The 16,479-nt window shown below is 65.9% G+C and carries 19 protein-coding genes; 9 read left to right on the top strand and 10 right to left on the bottom strand.

Annotated elements, in window-relative coordinates:
• Window positions 1-35: 35 nt before the first annotated feature.
• The 6 genes from QZ332_RS06090 (at window position 36) to QZ332_RS06065 (ending at window position 5,099) form a co-directional block, all read left to right on the top strand.
• Window positions 36-842 (top strand): BtpA/SgcQ family protein, encoded by an 807-nt coding sequence (locus tag QZ332_RS06090; RefSeq protein ID WP_363324008.1) that lies wholly within the window; start codon window positions 36-38, stop codon window positions 840-842.
• Window positions 843-901: 59 nt separating this feature from the next.
• Window positions 902-1,687 (top strand): DeoR/GlpR family DNA-binding transcription regulator, encoded by a 786-nt coding sequence (locus tag QZ332_RS06085; protein WP_295763646.1) that lies wholly within the window; start codon window positions 902-904, stop codon window positions 1,685-1,687.
• A 162-nt stretch (window positions 1,688-1,849) separates the two neighbouring features.
• Window positions 1,850-2,158, top strand: coding sequence for a UxaA family hydrolase (locus QZ332_RS06080; RefSeq protein WP_295763644.1), 309 nt, complete (start codon window positions 1,850-1,852; stop codon window positions 2,156-2,158).
• Window positions 2,155-3,321 carry a UxaA family hydrolase gene (locus QZ332_RS06075; RefSeq protein ID WP_295763642.1) on the top strand — a complete coding sequence of 389 codons (1,167 nt, stop codon included), beginning with the start codon at window positions 2,155-2,157 and terminating at the stop codon, window positions 3,319-3,321. Before QZ332_RS06080 ends, QZ332_RS06075 begins: the two co-directional genes overlap by 4 nt.
• Before the next feature lie 18 nt (window positions 3,322-3,339).
• Window positions 3,340-4,263, top strand: a complete 924-nt coding sequence (locus QZ332_RS06070; RefSeq protein ID WP_295763640.1) for an MBL fold metallo-hydrolase — start codon at window positions 3,340-3,342, stop codon at window positions 4,261-4,263.
• 71 nt (window positions 4,264-4,334) lie between these two features.
• Entirely contained in the window at window positions 4,335-5,099 is a 765-nt protein-coding gene (locus QZ332_RS06065) for an SDR family NAD(P)-dependent oxidoreductase (RefSeq protein WP_295763638.1), read from the top strand.
• Window positions 5,100-5,382: 283 nt separating this feature from the next.
• Here the strand turns inward: QZ332_RS06065 and QZ332_RS06060 are convergent, their stop codons facing one another.
• From QZ332_RS06060 to QZ332_RS06050, 3 genes are all read right to left on the bottom strand, one after another.
• Window positions 5,383-6,255 carry a Sir2 silent information regulator family NAD-dependent deacetylase gene (locus tag QZ332_RS06060; protein WP_295763637.1) on the bottom strand — a complete coding sequence of 291 codons (873 nt, stop codon included), beginning with the start codon at window positions 6,253-6,255 and terminating at the stop codon, window positions 5,383-5,385.
• Window positions 6,179-6,991, bottom strand: coding sequence for a protein-ADP-ribose hydrolase (locus tag QZ332_RS06055; protein WP_295763635.1), 813 nt, complete (start codon window positions 6,989-6,991; stop codon window positions 6,179-6,181). Before QZ332_RS06055 ends, QZ332_RS06060 begins: the two co-directional genes overlap by 77 nt.
• Window positions 6,992-7,052: 61 nt before the next feature.
• Complete coding sequence (locus tag QZ332_RS06050) at window positions 7,053-7,844, bottom strand: hypothetical protein (protein ID WP_295763633.1); 792 nt, start codon at window positions 7,842-7,844, stop codon at window positions 7,053-7,055.
• Between the two features lie 283 nt (window positions 7,845-8,127).
• On the opposite strand from QZ332_RS06050, the gene QZ332_RS06045 reads away from it, so the two are divergent.
• Window positions 8,128-8,454: a helix-turn-helix domain-containing protein gene (locus QZ332_RS06045; RefSeq protein WP_363324006.1), complete on the top strand. Its 327-nt coding sequence runs from the start codon at window positions 8,128-8,130 to the stop codon at window positions 8,452-8,454.
• A gap of 386 nt (window positions 8,455-8,840) precedes the next feature.
• On the opposite strand, the gene QZ332_RS06040 is transcribed toward QZ332_RS06045, so the two are convergent.
• The 4 genes from QZ332_RS06040 to QZ332_RS06025 form a co-directional block, all read right to left on the bottom strand.
• A complete protein-coding gene (locus QZ332_RS06040; protein WP_295763630.1) occupies window positions 8,841-9,308 on the bottom strand; it encodes a hypothetical protein in 468 nt (155 codons plus the stop codon).
• A 74-nt stretch (window positions 9,309-9,382) separates the two neighbouring features.
• On the bottom strand, window positions 9,383-9,577 hold the full coding sequence (rpmF, locus tag QZ332_RS06035) for a 50S ribosomal protein L32 (RefSeq protein WP_295748018.1): 195 nt from the start codon (window positions 9,575-9,577) through the stop codon (window positions 9,383-9,385).
• Between the two features lie 44 nt (window positions 9,578-9,621).
• Window positions 9,622-10,131, bottom strand: a complete 510-nt coding sequence (locus QZ332_RS06030; protein WP_295763628.1) for a DUF177 domain-containing protein — start codon at window positions 10,129-10,131, stop codon at window positions 9,622-9,624.
• A 54-nt stretch (window positions 10,132-10,185) separates the two neighbouring features.
• Complete coding sequence (locus QZ332_RS06025) at window positions 10,186-10,680, bottom strand: hypothetical protein (RefSeq protein WP_295763626.1); 495 nt, start codon at window positions 10,678-10,680, stop codon at window positions 10,186-10,188.
• A 172-nt stretch (window positions 10,681-10,852) separates the two neighbouring features.
• Here QZ332_RS06025 and QZ332_RS06020 point away from each other — a divergent pair, with 172 nt between their 5' ends.
• The gene (locus tag QZ332_RS06020) at window positions 10,853-11,860 is read left to right on the top strand and encodes an RluA family pseudouridine synthase (protein WP_295763623.1); all 1,008 of its coding nucleotides are present in this window, start codon (window positions 10,853-10,855) and stop codon (window positions 11,858-11,860) included.
• 43 nt (window positions 11,861-11,903) lie between these two features.
• Here QZ332_RS06020 and QZ332_RS06015 read toward each other — a convergent pair whose 3' ends face one another.
• From QZ332_RS06015 to QZ332_RS06005, 3 genes are all read right to left on the bottom strand, one after another.
• Entirely contained in the window at window positions 11,904-12,212 is a 309-nt protein-coding gene (locus tag QZ332_RS06015) for a phage tail assembly protein (RefSeq protein ID WP_295763621.1), read from the bottom strand.
• A 572-nt stretch (window positions 12,213-12,784) separates the two neighbouring features.
• Window positions 12,785-13,852, bottom strand: coding sequence for a hypothetical protein (locus tag QZ332_RS06010; RefSeq protein WP_295763618.1), 1,068 nt, complete (start codon window positions 13,850-13,852; stop codon window positions 12,785-12,787).
• 335 nt (window positions 13,853-14,187) lie between these two features.
• Window positions 14,188-14,550, bottom strand: a complete 363-nt coding sequence (locus QZ332_RS06005; protein WP_295763616.1) for a PilZ domain-containing protein — start codon at window positions 14,548-14,550, stop codon at window positions 14,188-14,190.
• 275 nt (window positions 14,551-14,825) lie between these two features.
• Here QZ332_RS06005 and QZ332_RS06000 point away from each other — a divergent pair.
• Window positions 14,826-16,479: histidine kinase N-terminal 7TM domain-containing protein (locus QZ332_RS06000; protein ID WP_295763613.1), on the top strand; the 1,654-nt coding region annotated here is incomplete at its 3' end.

Genomic DNA, 16,479 nt, shown 5'->3' with positions numbered 1-16,479 from the left:
AAAACGATGAAAGGATCGAGCGAATCATGAACTGGATGGAAGAACTTTTTGGCGTGAAAAAACCGATCATCGCGATGTGCCATCTCCAGCCGCTGCCCCACGACCCTTATTATGACCGGGAGAAGGGGATGGACTACGTCCTGGAGTGTGCCCGGAGGGACCTGCGCGCCTTGCAGGAGGGCGGCGTGGACGGCGTCATGTTCTCGAACGAGTTCAGCCTCCCCTATCTGACCGAGGTGGAGCCCATCACCATCGCCTCCATGGGCTGGATCATCGGCGCACTGAAGGATGAGATCGCAGTGCCTTACGGCGTCAACTGCCTCTGGGACCCCATCGCCTCCTTGGATCTGTGCGCCGCCGTGGGCGGCAGGTTCATCCGGGAGATCATCACCGGCGTCTACGCCTCGGACTTCGGCCTGTGGAACACCAACGTGGGCCGGACCGTCCGGCACCGGGCGGACATCGGGGCGCAGCACGTGCGGATGCTCTACAACATCGTGCCCGAGGCCGCCAAATACCTGGCCGACCGCCCCATCGAGGAGATCGCCCGCTCCACGGAGTTCAACAACCGGCCCGACGCCATCTGCGTGTCCGGCCTCACCGCCGGGGCCGAGACGGACACCCAGGTCCTGACCCGGGTCAAGTCCGCCGTGAAGCGCACCCCCATCCTCTGCAACACCGGGTGCAACATCGACAACATCGTCCGCCAGCTCTCCAGTTCGGACGGGGCCGTCTGCGCCACCACCTTCAAATATGACGGCGTCTTCGAGAACGCCGTCGACGTCTCCCGGGTCAAGGCTTTCATGGACGTCGTGAAAGCCTATCGCGCCACCCTCTCCTGAGGAAGCCGGCCCCCTCTCCCCCGGCTTCCCAGCTCTCATTGATTGTGAGGTAGATCAGCATGTTGAGCTTGGAACGAGAAAAGAAGATCGTCGACCTGGTCAACAAGAAGGGGATCGTCTCGGTGGAAGAGCTGATGTCCCTTTCCCACATATCCAAGACCACCGCCCACCGCTATATCAGCACCCTGGACGCCCGCAAGCAGATCGTCAAGGTCCGGGGCGGCGCCAGATCCATCCTGCCCGAAGGGTCCGCCGCCTTCCCCGCCTATGAGGAGGAACCGCCCTTGGCCACGAAGGACTCCTTCTCCCAGGAGGAGAAGCGGAGGATCGCCCAGGCCGCCCGGAGCCTGATCTCCCCCGGGGACCGGATCATGCTGGATTCCGGGTCCACGACGCTGGAGCTGGCGAAGATCTTGGATAAAGACCTGCACGGGACCCTCATCACCAACGATCTTCGCATCGCCATGACCCTCGGGGCCCACAAACATCTCGACATGCTGTTCGTCGGCGGGATGATACGCAAGGGGTTCTACTCCTCTTACAGCTACTTCGCGGAGGCCATGCTGAACAGCCTGGTGATCGACAAGCTCTTCTTCTCCGTGGACGCCATCAGCCCCGACCTGAGCCTCTTGAACTACACCCTGGACGACATCAACCTGAAAAAGAGCTGCATCTCCAAGGCGGGGGAGGCCATCCTCCTGTGCGACCACTCCAAGTTTTCCGCCAACGCCCGCTTCGCCTTCGAAAAGCTGGACGCCGTCAGCACCATCATCGTAGACAGCGGGCTCTCCCCCGATATCCAGCGCCAGCTCCGGCGGCTGGGCAAGCAGCTGCTGATCGTCTGAGCGCCCCCCTCCCCGTCCCGCCGCCTCGTCCCCGGGCGGGGCGGGGAGCCCCCCTGCCCGTCCCCCGGATCTTCGGGGGGCGGCCCACTGCGAACGAAGGATCCCCTCCGCCTCCCCGGGCGGGAGGGGCCCTTACTATGGATCTGCGAAGGAGGCGACCCTATGAGAGCATTGCAGGTCGACCCCGCCGACAATGTGGCGGTGGCCGCCCAGACCGTCCCCCCCGGCGGCCTGGTGGAGATCCGCAGCGGCCTGACCGTGACCGCCGGGGAGGAGATCCCCCTGGGCCACAAGATCGCCCTGTGCGCCATCGCCGCCGGCGATATGGTGATCAAATACGGCGTCCCCATCGGGCGGGCGTCCCGGGACATCCCCCAGGGGAGCCACGTACATACCCAGAACGTGGAGGACATCACGACGCAGCTGTGCCGGGAGTACGCGGCGGCGTTCCGGAAGGAGGCGGGGGCATGATCAGGACCTTCCAAGGCTATGAGCGGACCGGCGGAGGGGCCGGCATCCGGAACTACGTGCTGCCGATCTCCATGGTACACTGCTCCAACACGGTGGCCCAGCAGATTGCCTGGAAGACCGGGACCCATGCCATCACCCACGAGTACGGCTGCATCGAGTTCGCGGACAGCCACGCCCGGACCCATCTGGCCCTGCTGTCCGCGGCGCTGAACCCCAACGTGTACGCGGTGCTGCTGGTGGGCCTCGGCTGCGAACAGACGGACCACGACGCCCTGATGCGCCAGATCGCCGCCTCCGGCAGGCCGGTGGCCTACGTCGGCATCCAGGAATCCGGCGGCCCGGCGGAGGCCGTGGGAAAAGGCGTCTCCATCGTGGAGGCTTTCCTGCGGGAAGCGGCGGCCCAGACGCGGAGGCCCATCCCCATCTCCAAGCTGGTGCTGGGCGTCCAGTGCGGCGGCTCGGACTGGACCACCGCCCTGTCCGGCAACGCCGCCATCGGCGCGATGACGGACCTTTTGGTCGGCCAGGGCGGCAGCGTCATCATCAGCGAGGTGGCCGGCTTCCCGGGCAGCGAGCATGTCCTGGCCGGCCGGGCGGCCACGCCCGAGGTCGGCCTCCAGATCCTCCGGATGTGCGACGAGCTCCGGGCGGGATATGCCGCCGCGCACGGCCAGGCCATCGAAGAGGTCAACCCCACCCCCGGCAACAAGGCCGGAGGCATCACCACCCTGGTGGAGAAATCCATGGGCAACGTGAAGAAGATGGGCACCGTCTCCAAGATCCAGGGCCTCATCCGCGCGGGGGAGACCGTCCCCCATCCGGGGCTGTGGATGCTGGACCTCCGGGCCCCGGGCATCGACGGGAACGCCACCAGCGGCTTCGCCATGTCCGGCGCCCATATCGACGTGTTCAGCACCGGGCGGGGCTCCCCCTTAGGCAACGTGGTCATGCCGGTGCTCAAGCTCACCGGCAACCCCCAGAGCTTCCGGGAGATGCCCAGCCTCTTCGACTTCAACGCCGGCACGGCCCTGGAGGGGGCCCCCCTCCCGGAGGTGGGCGCCGCCCTTTTGGAGCGGGTCCTGGAGATCGCCGGCGGCGAGGAAACGCGGTCGGAACGCAACGGGGATTTCGAATTCATCATCCCCCGGGAGACCGGCCGCTGAGGCGGAGGAGGGACGGCCTTGGACATCATCTGTGTCGAGCACCCCTACCTGGGGCAGTACACGAAGAGCTTCCTGGTCCCCGGACCGGGGGGCGGCGTCCTGATCGACACCGGGCTCTCCAGCGGCGCCCGGCGGATCGCCGCCCTGGCGCCCCGGCCCGAGGCGGTCCTCAGCACCCACGGGCACTGGGACCACACCGGCGGGCACCGCTTTTTCCAGGCCCGCGGGGCGCTGGTATACGCCCACCCCGGCGACCGGCCCCTCCTGGAGGGGCCGGAGCGGCAGTGGGACCTCCTCTACGGGCAGTTCTCCGGCGACTTCGACATCCCGCCCGCCCGGCGGGACGTCTGCCGCCGGGAGGTCCCGGCCCCCGTCTCCGCCGACCGGGAGCTCTATGACGGGCAGCAGCTGACCCTCGGCGGCGTCCCCATGCGGATCGCCGCCGCGCCGGGGCACTCGGGAGGGAGCGTCTGCATCCACCTGCCGCAGGAGGGCGTGCTCTTCACGGGGGACACGGTCTGCGGCAGCGGGTTTTTCGGCGTGCTCCCCCAGATCGAGCAGGTGGGGCCCTATCGGGCCACGCTGGAGCGGCTGGGGTCCCTGGACGCCGACCGGGTGTACAGCGCCCATGCCCCGGAGGTCTGGGATCTGGCCGCCTACCATGAGCAGCTCCGCCAGGGCCTGCTCTGCGTGGAGCGCCTCTACCGGTGGACCCGGGCATTCTTGGACGCGCATCCCCGGGGCTTCCGCCTGGGGGAGCTGGCCGCCGACCTCTGCCGGAGGGAGGGCGGCAAGCCCGTCGGCAGCGGGGCCTGCGTCACGGCGGCCGCTTTTTTGGAGGAGTTCTCCACGCAGTACGAGACCGCGGCGGCGTGCCGCGGACGTTACGGCCGGACGCAGGACGCCCCACCCGCCGGCGGGCGGCGCCCGGCGGAAGGATAGGTCCGCTGTTTTCGAGCCATCCGGCCCTATCCCCTTTGAACGAACGGCGCGAAACGCGCATGGAGGTCTTTATGTTCGATTTTCGAGATCAGGTGGTCGTGGTCACCGGCGCTTCCGGGATCGGCATCGGGAACGTCATCGCCCGGCATTTCTACGCCGCCGGGGCGAAGCTGGCCATATGCAGCCATGACCAGGCCCGCATCCGCCTAGCGGCGGAGGAGATCGCCGGCCAAGACACGGGGCGGATGTTCGCCATGGAGGCGGACACCGGCAGCGTCGGCTCCATCCGGGCCTTCGCGGAAGCGGCGGTCCGGCAGTATGGGCGCATCGACGTGTGGGTGAACAACGCCGGCATCCACTTCCCCAAACCGTCCCTGGAGGTCACGCAGGAGGACTGGGACAGCACCGTGAACGTGAACCTGCGGGGATATTTCTTCGGCGCCCAGGCGGCGGCGAAGGTCATGCTGGGACAGGGCGGGGGCTGCATCGTCAACATCGGCTCCGTGAACAAGGCGATCGTCACGGTCGGAGAGACGGTATACGCCGCCACCAAGGCCGGGATCTCCAAGATGACGGAGAACCTGGCCAGGGAGTGGGGGCCCGGCGGCATCCGGGTCAACTGCGTGGCCCCCGGCAGCATCCCCACGCTGATGAACCGGGAGCAGTATTCCGATCTCCGGGTCCACCAGGCCATGTGCGATAAGCTGCCCCTCCGGCGGCGGGGCGAGGCCCGGGAGATCGCCGACGGGGCCCTCTTCCTGGCGTCCCCCTATGCCTCTTACATCACCGGGCAGACCCTCTTCATCGACGGCGGCCTCTCCATCGTCTGCGGCTGACCGGGAAGGGCCCCCGGCCGTCCATGCGGGCGGTCCGGCGGGCCGGGAGGACCGGGAGGACCGGCCGGTCCCCACTACCCGTCCTTCGTCCGGCTCCATGGCCTGCCGAACGGGCGAGCCCCTGCCGATCCTGTGGATCGGCAGGGGCTCGCTGCCCTTTTGGCCCAGGCCGCAGCCAAATCGCGGTCCTCTCAAAAAGGGATCGGCCGGGGGCCGGCAGGCGGCGCCCACGGATCCGCAGATCCCGGCGCGGGGGCCTCTCACCGCCGCGCCGTCCCGCCGGTCAAGCGCCCATCTGGGTCAACACCGCGCCGATATCCGCCTCCAGGACGACCGCCCGTCCGGCGATCCCCTCGGGGACGAACGCCCGCTCCTCGTTCACGCAGGCGTATATGGCATCGGGGGCCTGGAGCGTCATCCTCCAAAAGGGGAACTTGATGATGCCCGGCGTATCATACCCCACCCCCAGCTCCAGGAAGAGCACCCGCCGTCCTTCGTGCCGCCTCAGGAAGTCCCGATAGCGCCTCCGGGCCTGATACCAGCCCTCGTCCTGCACGAAGGTGTCGTCCACCCGCAGGTTCATGGTCATCGGCCGGCCGCAGAGGGGACAGCAGGGGACGAGCTCCGCCGGCACCCTCCTGTCCCGCTGCTCCTCGAACATCCGGCGCACCGTCTCTTCGTTGTCATAGGTGCGCTGGCGGCAGGGCCCCGAACACTGCCAGAGGCCATAGTCCCCCTGGGTATAAAACAGCCTCGTTTTGTCAAAGCCCGCCTTTTGAAAGCAGTGGTCCACATTGGTGGTCAGCACGAAATAGTCCCTCCCCTCCACCAGGGACAGCAGGTCCTCATATACCGGCTTCGGCGCGTCCATATAGCGGTTTATCCAAATATAGCGGCTCCAATAGGCCCAATGCTCCTCAGCGGTGGAGAAGTGGGAGAAGCCGCCGCTGTACATATCCCGGATGCCATATCTCTCCCGGAAATCACTGAAATATGTCTCGAACCGTTCTCCGCTGTAGGTGAAGCCCGCCGATGCGGACAGCCCCGCCCCCGCGCCGATCACCACCGCCTCCGCGCGGTCAAGGGCCTCTTTCAGCCGTTCGATCTGCGCCGAGGATGCGGCGGTAGATCCTTTCGTCGCTCTCTTTGAAAACATCGAAGATCACCTTCTCGATAGGGATGCCCTGCCGGAGGAGGTCCGTAACGGTCCGGACCGCGATCTCGGCCGCTTCCTCGGCGGGGAAGCGGAACTCCCCGGTGGAGATGCAGCAGAACGCCACGCTCCCCAGCCCGTGCTCCGCCGCCAGCTCCAGGCAGGAACGGTAACAGGACGCCAGCTCCGCCCGGTCCCGGGGGGTGACGCGTCCCTGGACGATGGGGCCGACCGTGTGCAGGACATATCGGGCCGGGAGGTCATGCCCCTTCGTCAGTTTCGCCCGGCCCGTGGGCTCCGGATGGCCCTGGGCCTCCATGATCCGGCTGCACTCGTCCCGAAGCTGGAGCCCCGCCGCCGAATGGATGGCGTTGTCGATGCAGCCGTGGCAGGGGCAGAAGCAGCCCAGCAGGGAGGCGTTGTCCGCGTCTACGATCGCGTCCACCTTCAGCCGGGTGATATCCCCCCTCCAAACCGCGATCTGCGGATGGCCGCTGACGGCGGGCAGCGCCGCGCCCTCCACGACGCCCTTCTCCTCCCGTTCGGCGGACAGGAGCTCGTCCTGCAGGACGAGGAACTCCCTATCCAGCGGCATGGGCGGGCGGACGTTCATCAGGCTGCGCAGAAGCCGCCGCTGGCTGTCCGCGTCCTGCGGGAACGCCTGCGCCTGCCGGCGGTATCCGGGCATCTCTGCCAGCAGCATGTCGTTCAAGATGCGGATCTTCGCCGAACGGTCCATCCCATACCCTCCTTTAGCCGCCCTCCCTCCGGCCTTTGCCGGAGGGAGGGCCTGTATGCGGTCAGCCGAAGAACGCTCCGGCGGTCATCTCCAGATAGTTTTCCCCGCTGTAGGACGGATACCGCTCCCGCACGGCGGCCTTGAACGCCTCTGCGCCGTCGCAGGAGGCGGCGATGGCCTTCAGCTCCTCCAGGTAGCCGATCTTGGTCTCCGCGTCCTTCAGGTCCTCCGGGGTGTAGTGGGAGGTGAGGATCAGGCCGTAGCCCTTTTCGATGTAGCCCCGCAGCTGGGCGATCATGGCGTCGGCATGGCCGGGCCCGGCCACGATGGAATGGCAGTCGTGGCCCAGCATGTGGGTGTAGACCGCGTCGATCTCGGGGATCTCCACGTCGAAGGCCTCCGCCGTCCGGTGGATGATGAACCGGATGCCGCCGATGGTCGCCTCCCCCTCGGTGAGCGTGTGGGTGATGGGATGGATGGAGCCGTCGAAGGCGCTGCCGAAGGCGGCGGTGAACTGGTCGATCAGGGCCTTGCCGCCGCCCCGGCGGGCATACTCCGCCGCGTTGGCGGTGGCGTACTTGGGGACCTCCGGCAGGAAGGAGGCCCCCGCGCCGTGATAGGCCACCAGCACGCCGGCCACGTCCCGGCCCGCCAGATACTCGTTCAGCGCGGTCACGCTGGCGGTGAAGCAGGGGGACTCGATGGCCACGAACTTCCCCGCCTTCTCCACCAGGAACACCTCGTCCGCCAGCGGATCGCCGGTCTGATAGGCATGGAGCCTCACGCCGCCGAGATCGTAGATGTGCATCTCGCCCTGGGACAGCCGGACCGTGGTAAAGTCTTTCTTGTTCATGATGTGTTCCTCCATGGATACGTTTTTCCGAAGCGGGGCATCCCCCGTCCTCGTATCTGCATCATACGACACCGGAGACCATTTGAAAAGTACGCACAATATTGTGCCATAGGCACCCGGAGGTAACGATCGGCCGTTGCCGGGAGGGGACGATCCTGCGGCCGCAGGGGCCCCCGGCCTTTGGGAGGGCAGGGGGGATCTTTTTCCGCCTTGACCCCGGAGGAGGAGATACGGTAAAATGGGGGCGTGAGGGATCTTAAGGATCGACAGACAGGAGGATACGATGATGGAAGGGAAAGCTTTGCCCGCCTGCCCGGTGGAAACGACGCTGACGCTGATCGGCGACAAATGGAAGGTGCTCATCCTCCGGGATCTGCTGCCGGGGACGAAACGGTTCGGGGAACTGAAAAGATCCGTCGGCGGCGTGAGTCAAAAGGTGCTGACCTCCCAGCTCCGGCAGATGGAAAGCAGCGGCCTGCTGACGAGGACGGTATACCCGGAGGTCCCGCCGCGGGTCGAGTACACATTGACGGAGCTGGGCCGCAGCCTGAAGCCGGTCTTAGACGCGATGGAGGTCTGGGGGGAAGGATACAAGGCCAAAAACGCCTGAGCGGCCGGGAGCCGGCAGGGGCCGGCATCGGATGCCGTCCCTCAGTCCCGGCGCCGCCTCCAGGCGGCCGGCCTCCCGGATACCGGCGGGCTCGGCCTCACGCCGGCTGTGCCCGATGCCGGAGCGGGCCCCAGGGCCGCTCGGATATCGCGGGATCCGCCTCCTGCCGAAAATATGAGGAGCCCTGTCGGGAGCGGATCCCGGCAGGGCTCGTTGGTCGGAAACCATATCGTTCAAGATCTCGCCGCGGCCGCAGGCCGGCGCTTTCGCCCTTCGTGAAGGGATCCCGGGATGGTGGGCCGGCCCGATCCGCGGGGAGCGGGCCGCCGGCGCGGCATCGGACACGCCCCGGCCGGACGCCGGGGCGGGGCGGGGTCCCTCCCCGCCTATCTCCAATACACCTCATCCTCCTCGCTCACCTCGAACGACAGCACCGTCAGCCCGGTGTCCCGGTCGTACACGGCCGCGCCGTCCAGATCTTCGGTGAGCTCCACCGGCCCCATGCCGTCCGCCAGGGCCAGCGTCCCGTCCTCTCCCCACCGCAGTCCCCAGCGCGCGCCCTCCCCGGGCGCCGCCAGGACGGTCACCGCCGAGCCGGGATAGACATAGTACGTATCGAAGGGCACACCCACCCCCCGCTCCGGGTCGAAATTGCCCAAAAAGCCCCCGATATGGTGGACCCCCGTGATCTCCAGGCACAGCCCGTCCTGTTCGAACCGTGCGGTCTCCCCCCTCTGCGGCCCCGGCCGGGCGAAGGCGGCATAGAACGCCAGCACCGCCAGCACGGCGATGCCGGGGGACAGCAGGGACCTGTAGCGGCGGACCGGCCTCCGGGCGCGCTTGATCGGACGCATGGGACGCTCCTTTCCCTCTTTGAAAAAAGAGAGGGGCGCCAAGCCCCTCTCTCTTCATCCAACAGAAGTCGACCTTATTTCGAGACGACGGACTTCACGACCTTGATCTCCCGGCCGTTGTAAGTACCGCACTCCTGGCACATTCTGTGAGGCAGGTGCATAGCACCGCATTTGGGGCACACGACCAGGTTCGGAGCCGTCAGCTTCCAATGAGAGCTGCGCCGTTTGTCCCGTCTCGCTTTGGATACTTTACCCTTGGGTACTGCCATTGTGACACCTCCTAATCATACAAAAAGACGCGGAGCGCTTCTCGTTAGTCCTTATCCAAAAGCTTTGCCAGGGCCGCCAGCCGGGGGTCCGGCTCCTTCCCGCAGGAGCAGGGGCCGAGGTTCCAGTCGGCTCCGCACCGGGGGCACAATCCCTTGCAATCTTCCGAACACAGTGTTTTGCTGTCCATCCCGAGGACGAACGCCGTGCGGGCCAGGTCGCCCGCGTCCACCCTGCCGTCCTCCAAAAGGACGATCTCATCGTTCTCCTCGTCCTGGAGCTCCTCCGCCAGCATGCAGCGGTACTCGATCTCCTTGTCCTGGAGGAACGCCTTCCCGCAGCGGTCGCAGACCGCGTCCAGCGTGGTCCGGGCCGTCAGGGAGAGCTCCAGGAGGTCTGCGGTGTTGCGGACCTCCCCCTCCACCTCCACCGGGCGGCTGACGGGGGCCCGGCCGTCGAAGTCCAGGCCGGACAGATCCAGCTCGAACCGGAAGTCCAGGCGCCGGCCCGGGGCGTGCAATATCGGTCTTACATCGATCAACATGATCCCATCCATATGAACTGCCTCGTAACGATACCTTCCGTATTATAAAGGATGATCCCGCCGATGTCAAATGATTTTTTCATTTTCCCCGTCCTTTTTTTGATCGTCCCGCTCTTTGTCCCCGAACGGCAGGGGGATCCCCAGGAACGTGGGGCGGAACCCCTTCCTCAGTTTCTCCAGCGAGGGCTCCCGATACGCGTCCTTGGGCCACCGGGCGGCCCAGCCCTCCCGCAGCCGCTCTTCCAGCGGGACGCAGACGGGGTCCTCCAGCAGCATGGGGGCCAGGTAGCAGACAATCAGCTGCTTGTCCTCCATCCGGGCCAGGGAACGGTCCCAGGGCCTCCGCGCGGCCCAGCCCTCCGCCAGGCCGTCCAGCAGCACCTCCGCCAGAGCGGGGAGCCCCTCCTCCCCGGCGGCCAGCACCGCCTCCCGGTACACGGGGGCGAAACGGTCCCGGTACTCCCGGAACGCCCGATCGTACTCCTTCCCGGTGAACCGCTCCAGCCAGGGCTTCCCGTCCTGGATCGCGGCCAGCAGGGCCTCCACACACACTTCACTCAAGATCTCCATCCTCCCTTTCCGCTCATCCGGGCGCGGACCACCGCCATGGACGGCCCCTTGGCCGTCCGCGGAAGCGCCGCGCGCAAAAGATCCTCCGTCCTCCCCCGTCCCCCCTTTACGATCCCCCCAAAAACAGGTATGATGGTAAGACCACACATACAGGAGGTCCGCCATGCGGGAACTCATCATCGGGAAGAACGACGCCGGGCAGCGGCTGGACCGTTTCGTGTCCAAGAACCTGCCCCTCCTCCCCCCTGCCCTTTTGCAGAAGTACATCCGCCTCAAACGGGTGAAGGTCAACGGCAAAGGGGCCAAGCGGGACACCCGGCTCGATGCCGGGGATGTCTTACGATTATACATCAACGACGAGTTCTTTGACAAGCCCAAGGAGGGAGACCTGTTCCTCTCCATCTTCCGGCCCCGCCTGGACATCGTCTATGAGGACGAGCACCTGCTCCTAGCGGACAAGCGTCCGGGGATGGTGGTCCACGCCGACGAGACGGAGAAGGTCGACACCCTGATCAACCACATCCAGGCGTACCTCTACCAGAAGCGGGAGTGGGACCCCCGGCAGGAGAACGCCTTCGCCCCGGCCCTGTGCAACCGCATCGACCGGAACACCGGGGGCATCGTCATCGCCGCCAAGAGCGCCGAGGCCCTGCGGATCCTCAACGAGAAGATCCGGGCCCATGAGCTGGAGAAATCCTACCTCTGCGTCACCGTGGGCCGCCCCCGCCCGGCGGCGGGGACGATCGAGGGCTTCCTCCTCAAGGACGAGGCGAAGAAGCTGGTGACCTTCCACCGCCGCCCCGTCCCCGGCGGGAAGCGCGCCGTCACCTCATACGAGACGCTGGAGACGCGGGGGGAGCTGTCCCTGGTGGGATGCCGCCTGCTGACGGGCCGGACCCATCAGATCCGGGCCTCCATGGCGCAGATCGGCTGTCCGCTGCTGGGGGACGGGAAGTACGGGGACGGGGCCGTGAACCGGAGATACCACGAGACCCGGCAGGCGCTCTACGCCTATAAGCTGGCCTTCCCTCTCCCTACGGACGCGGGGATCCTGGACTACCTGCGGGGCAGGGAGTTCACGGTGGAGGACGTGCCCTTCCGGGAGAAGTATTTCCCGCGGCAGGGAGGGGGGCCCGCCCCGCAGCGGCCGGGGGGCCCTCCCGTCCCCTGAACGTCCGGGGCCTCGGCGGACGCCTCCCCGCAGCGGAGGCGCGTCACCGAAATCCGGGGGGCTCCATCCGGTCCATAGCCTCGTACATATCCCGCAAGGCCCCCATATCGGCGGGGGACAGCCCTCCGATCACCTCCGGCGTCACCTCCGGCAGGGTGCCCAGCGCGATGACGACCTTACTGAACAGCAGCCGCTCCATGTATCCCTCGTCCGCCTTGGCCCTGGGATCGCGCATGGCGCTGAGTTCATCGATGGCGGTGGCCGGCCGCATCTGCCCCTCCCGGTGGAGGGTCCCCTCTGCGTCCACATAGCCCCTGGGGAGGCGGAACGGATACACCGTCCGAAACTCCATATCAAGATCCCCTCCTCACGCATCCTTCCGCTCAAACCTGCCGGGTCGATATCGAGATGAGCCAAGTATACCACCGCCGCGGACGGCTTTCAACCTCCATCTACAGACGCTGCCGCCGGCAGCGCCTGCAAATAGGGGTGGAAGACCGCCCGCGGTGGTGGTATGCTTCGTACGTACCGATCTGATCGAACGCCGAGGAGGTAGATGAGGATATGATGCCCACCAGGACCGAGGCGGGACGATCACTGAGAGAAGCCGAAGGACAAAACCCCGGGCCTTGGGGCGACCACAGCCGGGTCGCGGCGCACTGCGCGGAAAAGATCGCGGCATCACGGCTCCCGCGAACGGCGGCGGGATCCCCCCGCCGCCGTCTCAGGCTGTCGAAAAAGTCTTTTCGACAGCCTGAGCAAGTTTTCAGGCCTTTTTTGAAAGTCCTGAAAACTTTTTTATCAAAAACGAAAGGGACCCTTCCTGGGTCCCTCTCGTAACTCTCTTCCTTCCCGTCGATGGAGTCCCCTCTCCTTTTTCGACAGGCTGGAACGGCGGCGGGACCTCCCGCCGCCGTCTCCCCGTCATCTCAGATAACTCAGCAGCCTCCCCGCTTCCAGGGCCGCCTTGGCCCGGACGCCGTCGAAGTCGACGTAAGGGTTATAGACCGCTTCCAAGGCGTCGTGCTCCCCCTTGGCCTCCTTCAAAGCGTCCACCGCCTCCTCCCTGAGCAGGGCCACCATCCGGGCCTGGAACCGCAGGCGGGACCGCCCCTCCGTCTCCGTCATGGCGTCCAGGCGGAGCCGGCGGTAGGGCTTCCTGCCGTAGTCCATGCCGGGGCAGGAGGTGACGAAGGCCAGGCCGAGGCCGGGGATCAGCAGATGCTCGATGCGCTCGAGATCCTCCGGAGAGGGGCAGACGATGGTGTCCCAGCCCTTCTCTGCCGCCGCGGCATGGAGGAGGGCGAGCGCCGGGCCCGCCAGCTCCCAGGTGTCGGCGAACTCATAGACCTTGCTGCACAGGACATCCACGCTGTCGAAGCGCCAGATATGGCCTTTATGGGTGATGCTGCCCAGGAAGCGGCGCGTGGTCCGTCCCCGCTGTCCCCCTTTGGCGCGGAGCTCACGGGCGATGATGCCCCTCACCCGCCGCTCCAGCCGCTCGCCGTCAAAGGACCTCCGGACAGACTCCACCGCGTCCAGCTCCACCTGGCGGGCGGCTTTGAGGCTGTGATAGGCCCGGACGTAGGCGGCTTTGTAGGCGCGGGTCCTGGCCTTGACTTCCTCCGCGCCCTCCTTGGCGGCGGTGAGGTCATAGAAGCAGCCCAGGTCCACATAGCGGTCCACCGCCGCGGGGTATTTGGGCTCGATGACGTGGGGCGAAGTCCCATCCGCTACCGCGCACCGCAGGTCCGGGATCACCACGCCGTCCAGGGAGTCCGGGTCCCCGGAGCACCAGAGGTACTCCACCGCCGTCCCGGCCTCCTCCATGACCCGGCCGATCTCCCGCATGAAGGTGTTCTTCCCCACGCCGGGGCCCCCCTTCAGGACCATGAGATCGTATGTATCCTCGATATCCACCATCTCCGGGAAGAGGTCTCGGAACCCTTCCCCGCTGTTGGCGCCCACGAAAAAGTTGGTCACTCGTGCCATAGATCTGCCCTCCCAAGTTTTTTTACATGCTCAGATTATGCCGGGAGGACTCGGCTTGACAGTGCCGGGACAGCTCGGGACCTCTGTGTGAGCGATGTTTTTTCCTTGGGGACAAGATCTTCATGGAGGACCGGGGCGAGGCCGAGCCCCGCATCGTCCGGGAGGGCCCCGCCATGAGCGGATGGAGCGGCCGCGTCCCTCCACCCGCTCCATCCGGGACCGCCTCTATGCCGGGCCCTTCGCCAGGCTCCCCCTCATGGAGGGAGCGGCCTCCCGGCCGCTGCCGCGTGCGGCGGCCCGGCGCGGACCGGTCCCATGCGGCAGCCCCGGAGCGGCTATGCTCCTGACACGTCCGTCCCTTCGGCCGACCTGGCGACGATATCCTGGATCCTTCGGAGCATCTTCGTGCTCAGCCCAAGGAACTTGATGCCATACCGGCAGTCCCGCTCAGAATACCGCTTGCTCCACATCACCATACCGACCACCGGGCGGGATCCTTCTTCCATGAAATCCTGATACGTGAACGCGATCGGCTGGCTCACCTCGAAGCATGCGGCACATTGGATGCACGCTCCGCCCTCGCTGATATCGACGACCAGGCAGTCCTGCCGGTCGGCCGGGTGCGTATCCTCGCCAAGATCGCATATCCATACGCGCTTGTTGATCGTGACCCTGCGGTGCTTCCTCCGTTCATCCACCGGCCGTACACCTCCCGTATTCGAAGATCCAGATCGCGTCCCGTCCCGCCCGCGGGCGCCCCCGCCGGGACGGGGCGGAAGATCTGAAGATGGCATGTACCATTATATATGGCCGGCCGAGGACGTGTCAACGGGGAAAAATCCAAAATACTTACCGCCGTATTCCTTGACATCAGAGGAAAGATATACTATCCTTATAAATGCTGAAATGGCGGCAGGCCCCGGCTCACCCAGCCGGGCCCTGGAACAAGAGATATAAGGCGGGTAAATGTGGGATGGTAAATTTCGTGACCGCGCTGGAGTTTTTCGCTGTCTGCCTGACGTTCGCCGCCCTGCTCCTCCTGCTCAACGGGGACGGGGCCAAGGAACAAAAGCTTTTGATCTTCATCATGTGCGGCACGCTGGTGCAGAACGTGGGCTATCTGCTGGAGCTGACCGCGCCCACCGTGGAGGCCGCCATGGCGGCGGTGACGGTGGAAAACGTGGGCTCCGCCTTCGTCCCGCTGTGCTACTGCTGGTTCACTTATACCTACTGCTACGCGCCTCCCCCGAAAAAGCTGCTCAACGCCCTGGGCATCATCAACTTCTTCGTGCTGCCCACGGTGTTCTTCAATTGGAACGACCTTTTCTACCGGGACTTCCAGTGGCTGTCCACCGCGGACGGGTTCCATTACATCCGCATCTCTTACGGCCCGCTGTACTCCTTTTTCCTGGTCACCCGCGTCGCCATCCCCTACGTCCTCTCGATCTATACCCTGGTGCGGGCGGCCCGCGGCCGGTCGGACCGGCAGATCAGCCGCCAGTATTGGACCATCCTCGGCATCTCCTCCCTGCCCATCGTGGTGCTCATCGCCTATGTGTCCAAGCTCATCCAGGTGTTCGATCTCACCCCGGTGACGCTGGCCATCGCCATGTCCATGGTGGTGATCGTGGTGTGGAGCCGCCGCAACTACGATTTCCGCCATCTGGCGGCGGAGAAGGTGCTGGAGAGCCTGGGCGACGGCGTGATCGCCCTGGACGACCATGACCGGCTCATCAGCTACAACCGGGCCGCCGCCTACATCTTCACCAGCCTGCCCCACCACAAGATCGGGGACGATATCCGGGCGCTGGAGGGGTTCCGGAGGGAGATGCTCAACGAGGACGTCCCCTGGAGCTTCTCCATCAACGGACAGCACTACGAGAGCCACAGCAAGTGGATCGTGGACGAGAACGGCCGGAAGCAGGGCTGCGTCATCCTGATCCTGGATATGACCGACATCAAGGCTTACATCAACGAGATCAAGCGGGTGCGCCAGCAGGCGGAGAAGGCGAACACGGCCAAGAGCGAGTTCCTGGCCAACATGTCCCACGAGATCCGCACCCCCATGAACGCCATCATCGGGCTCAACGACATCATCATGGAGGAGTGCCAAGATCCCCAGATCTACGCCCATGCCAAGGACGTACAGTCCGCGGCCAAGAACCTGCTGGCCATCATCAACGACATCCTGGACCTGTCCAAGGTGGAGGCCGGCAGGATGGAGCTGGTGTACACGGACTACCACCTGAAGACCGTGGTGGACGCGGTGGTGGGCATGATGGACATGGCCGCCTCCAAACGGGGGCTGATCTTGAAATATGAGTGCGACGGCTCCCTCCCCTGCCGGTACAACGGCGACGAGGGGCGGATCAAGCAGATCTTGATCAACATCCTCAACAACGCCATCAAGTTCACGAAGGAGGGCTACGTGCGGGCCTACGTCACCGGCAGGCCCGGCCAGCGGGAGGACGAGGAGCTGATCACCTTCCGGGTGGAGGATACCGGCTGCGGCATCCGGCAGGAGGACCTGAAGAAGATCTTCGAGGATTTCCGCCAGGTGGACTCCAAGAAGAACCGGAGCGTGGAGGGCACCGGCCTGGGGCTGGCCATCGTGAAGCACCTGGTGG

It is taken from the genome of uncultured Oscillibacter sp., from assembly GCF_910584465.1.
Classification (GTDB): Bacteria; Bacillota; Clostridia; order Oscillospirales; family Oscillospiraceae; genus Oscillibacter.
The sequence above is the reverse complement of the archived record's forward strand: the minus strand, read 5'-3'. Positions and strand labels throughout refer to the sequence as shown.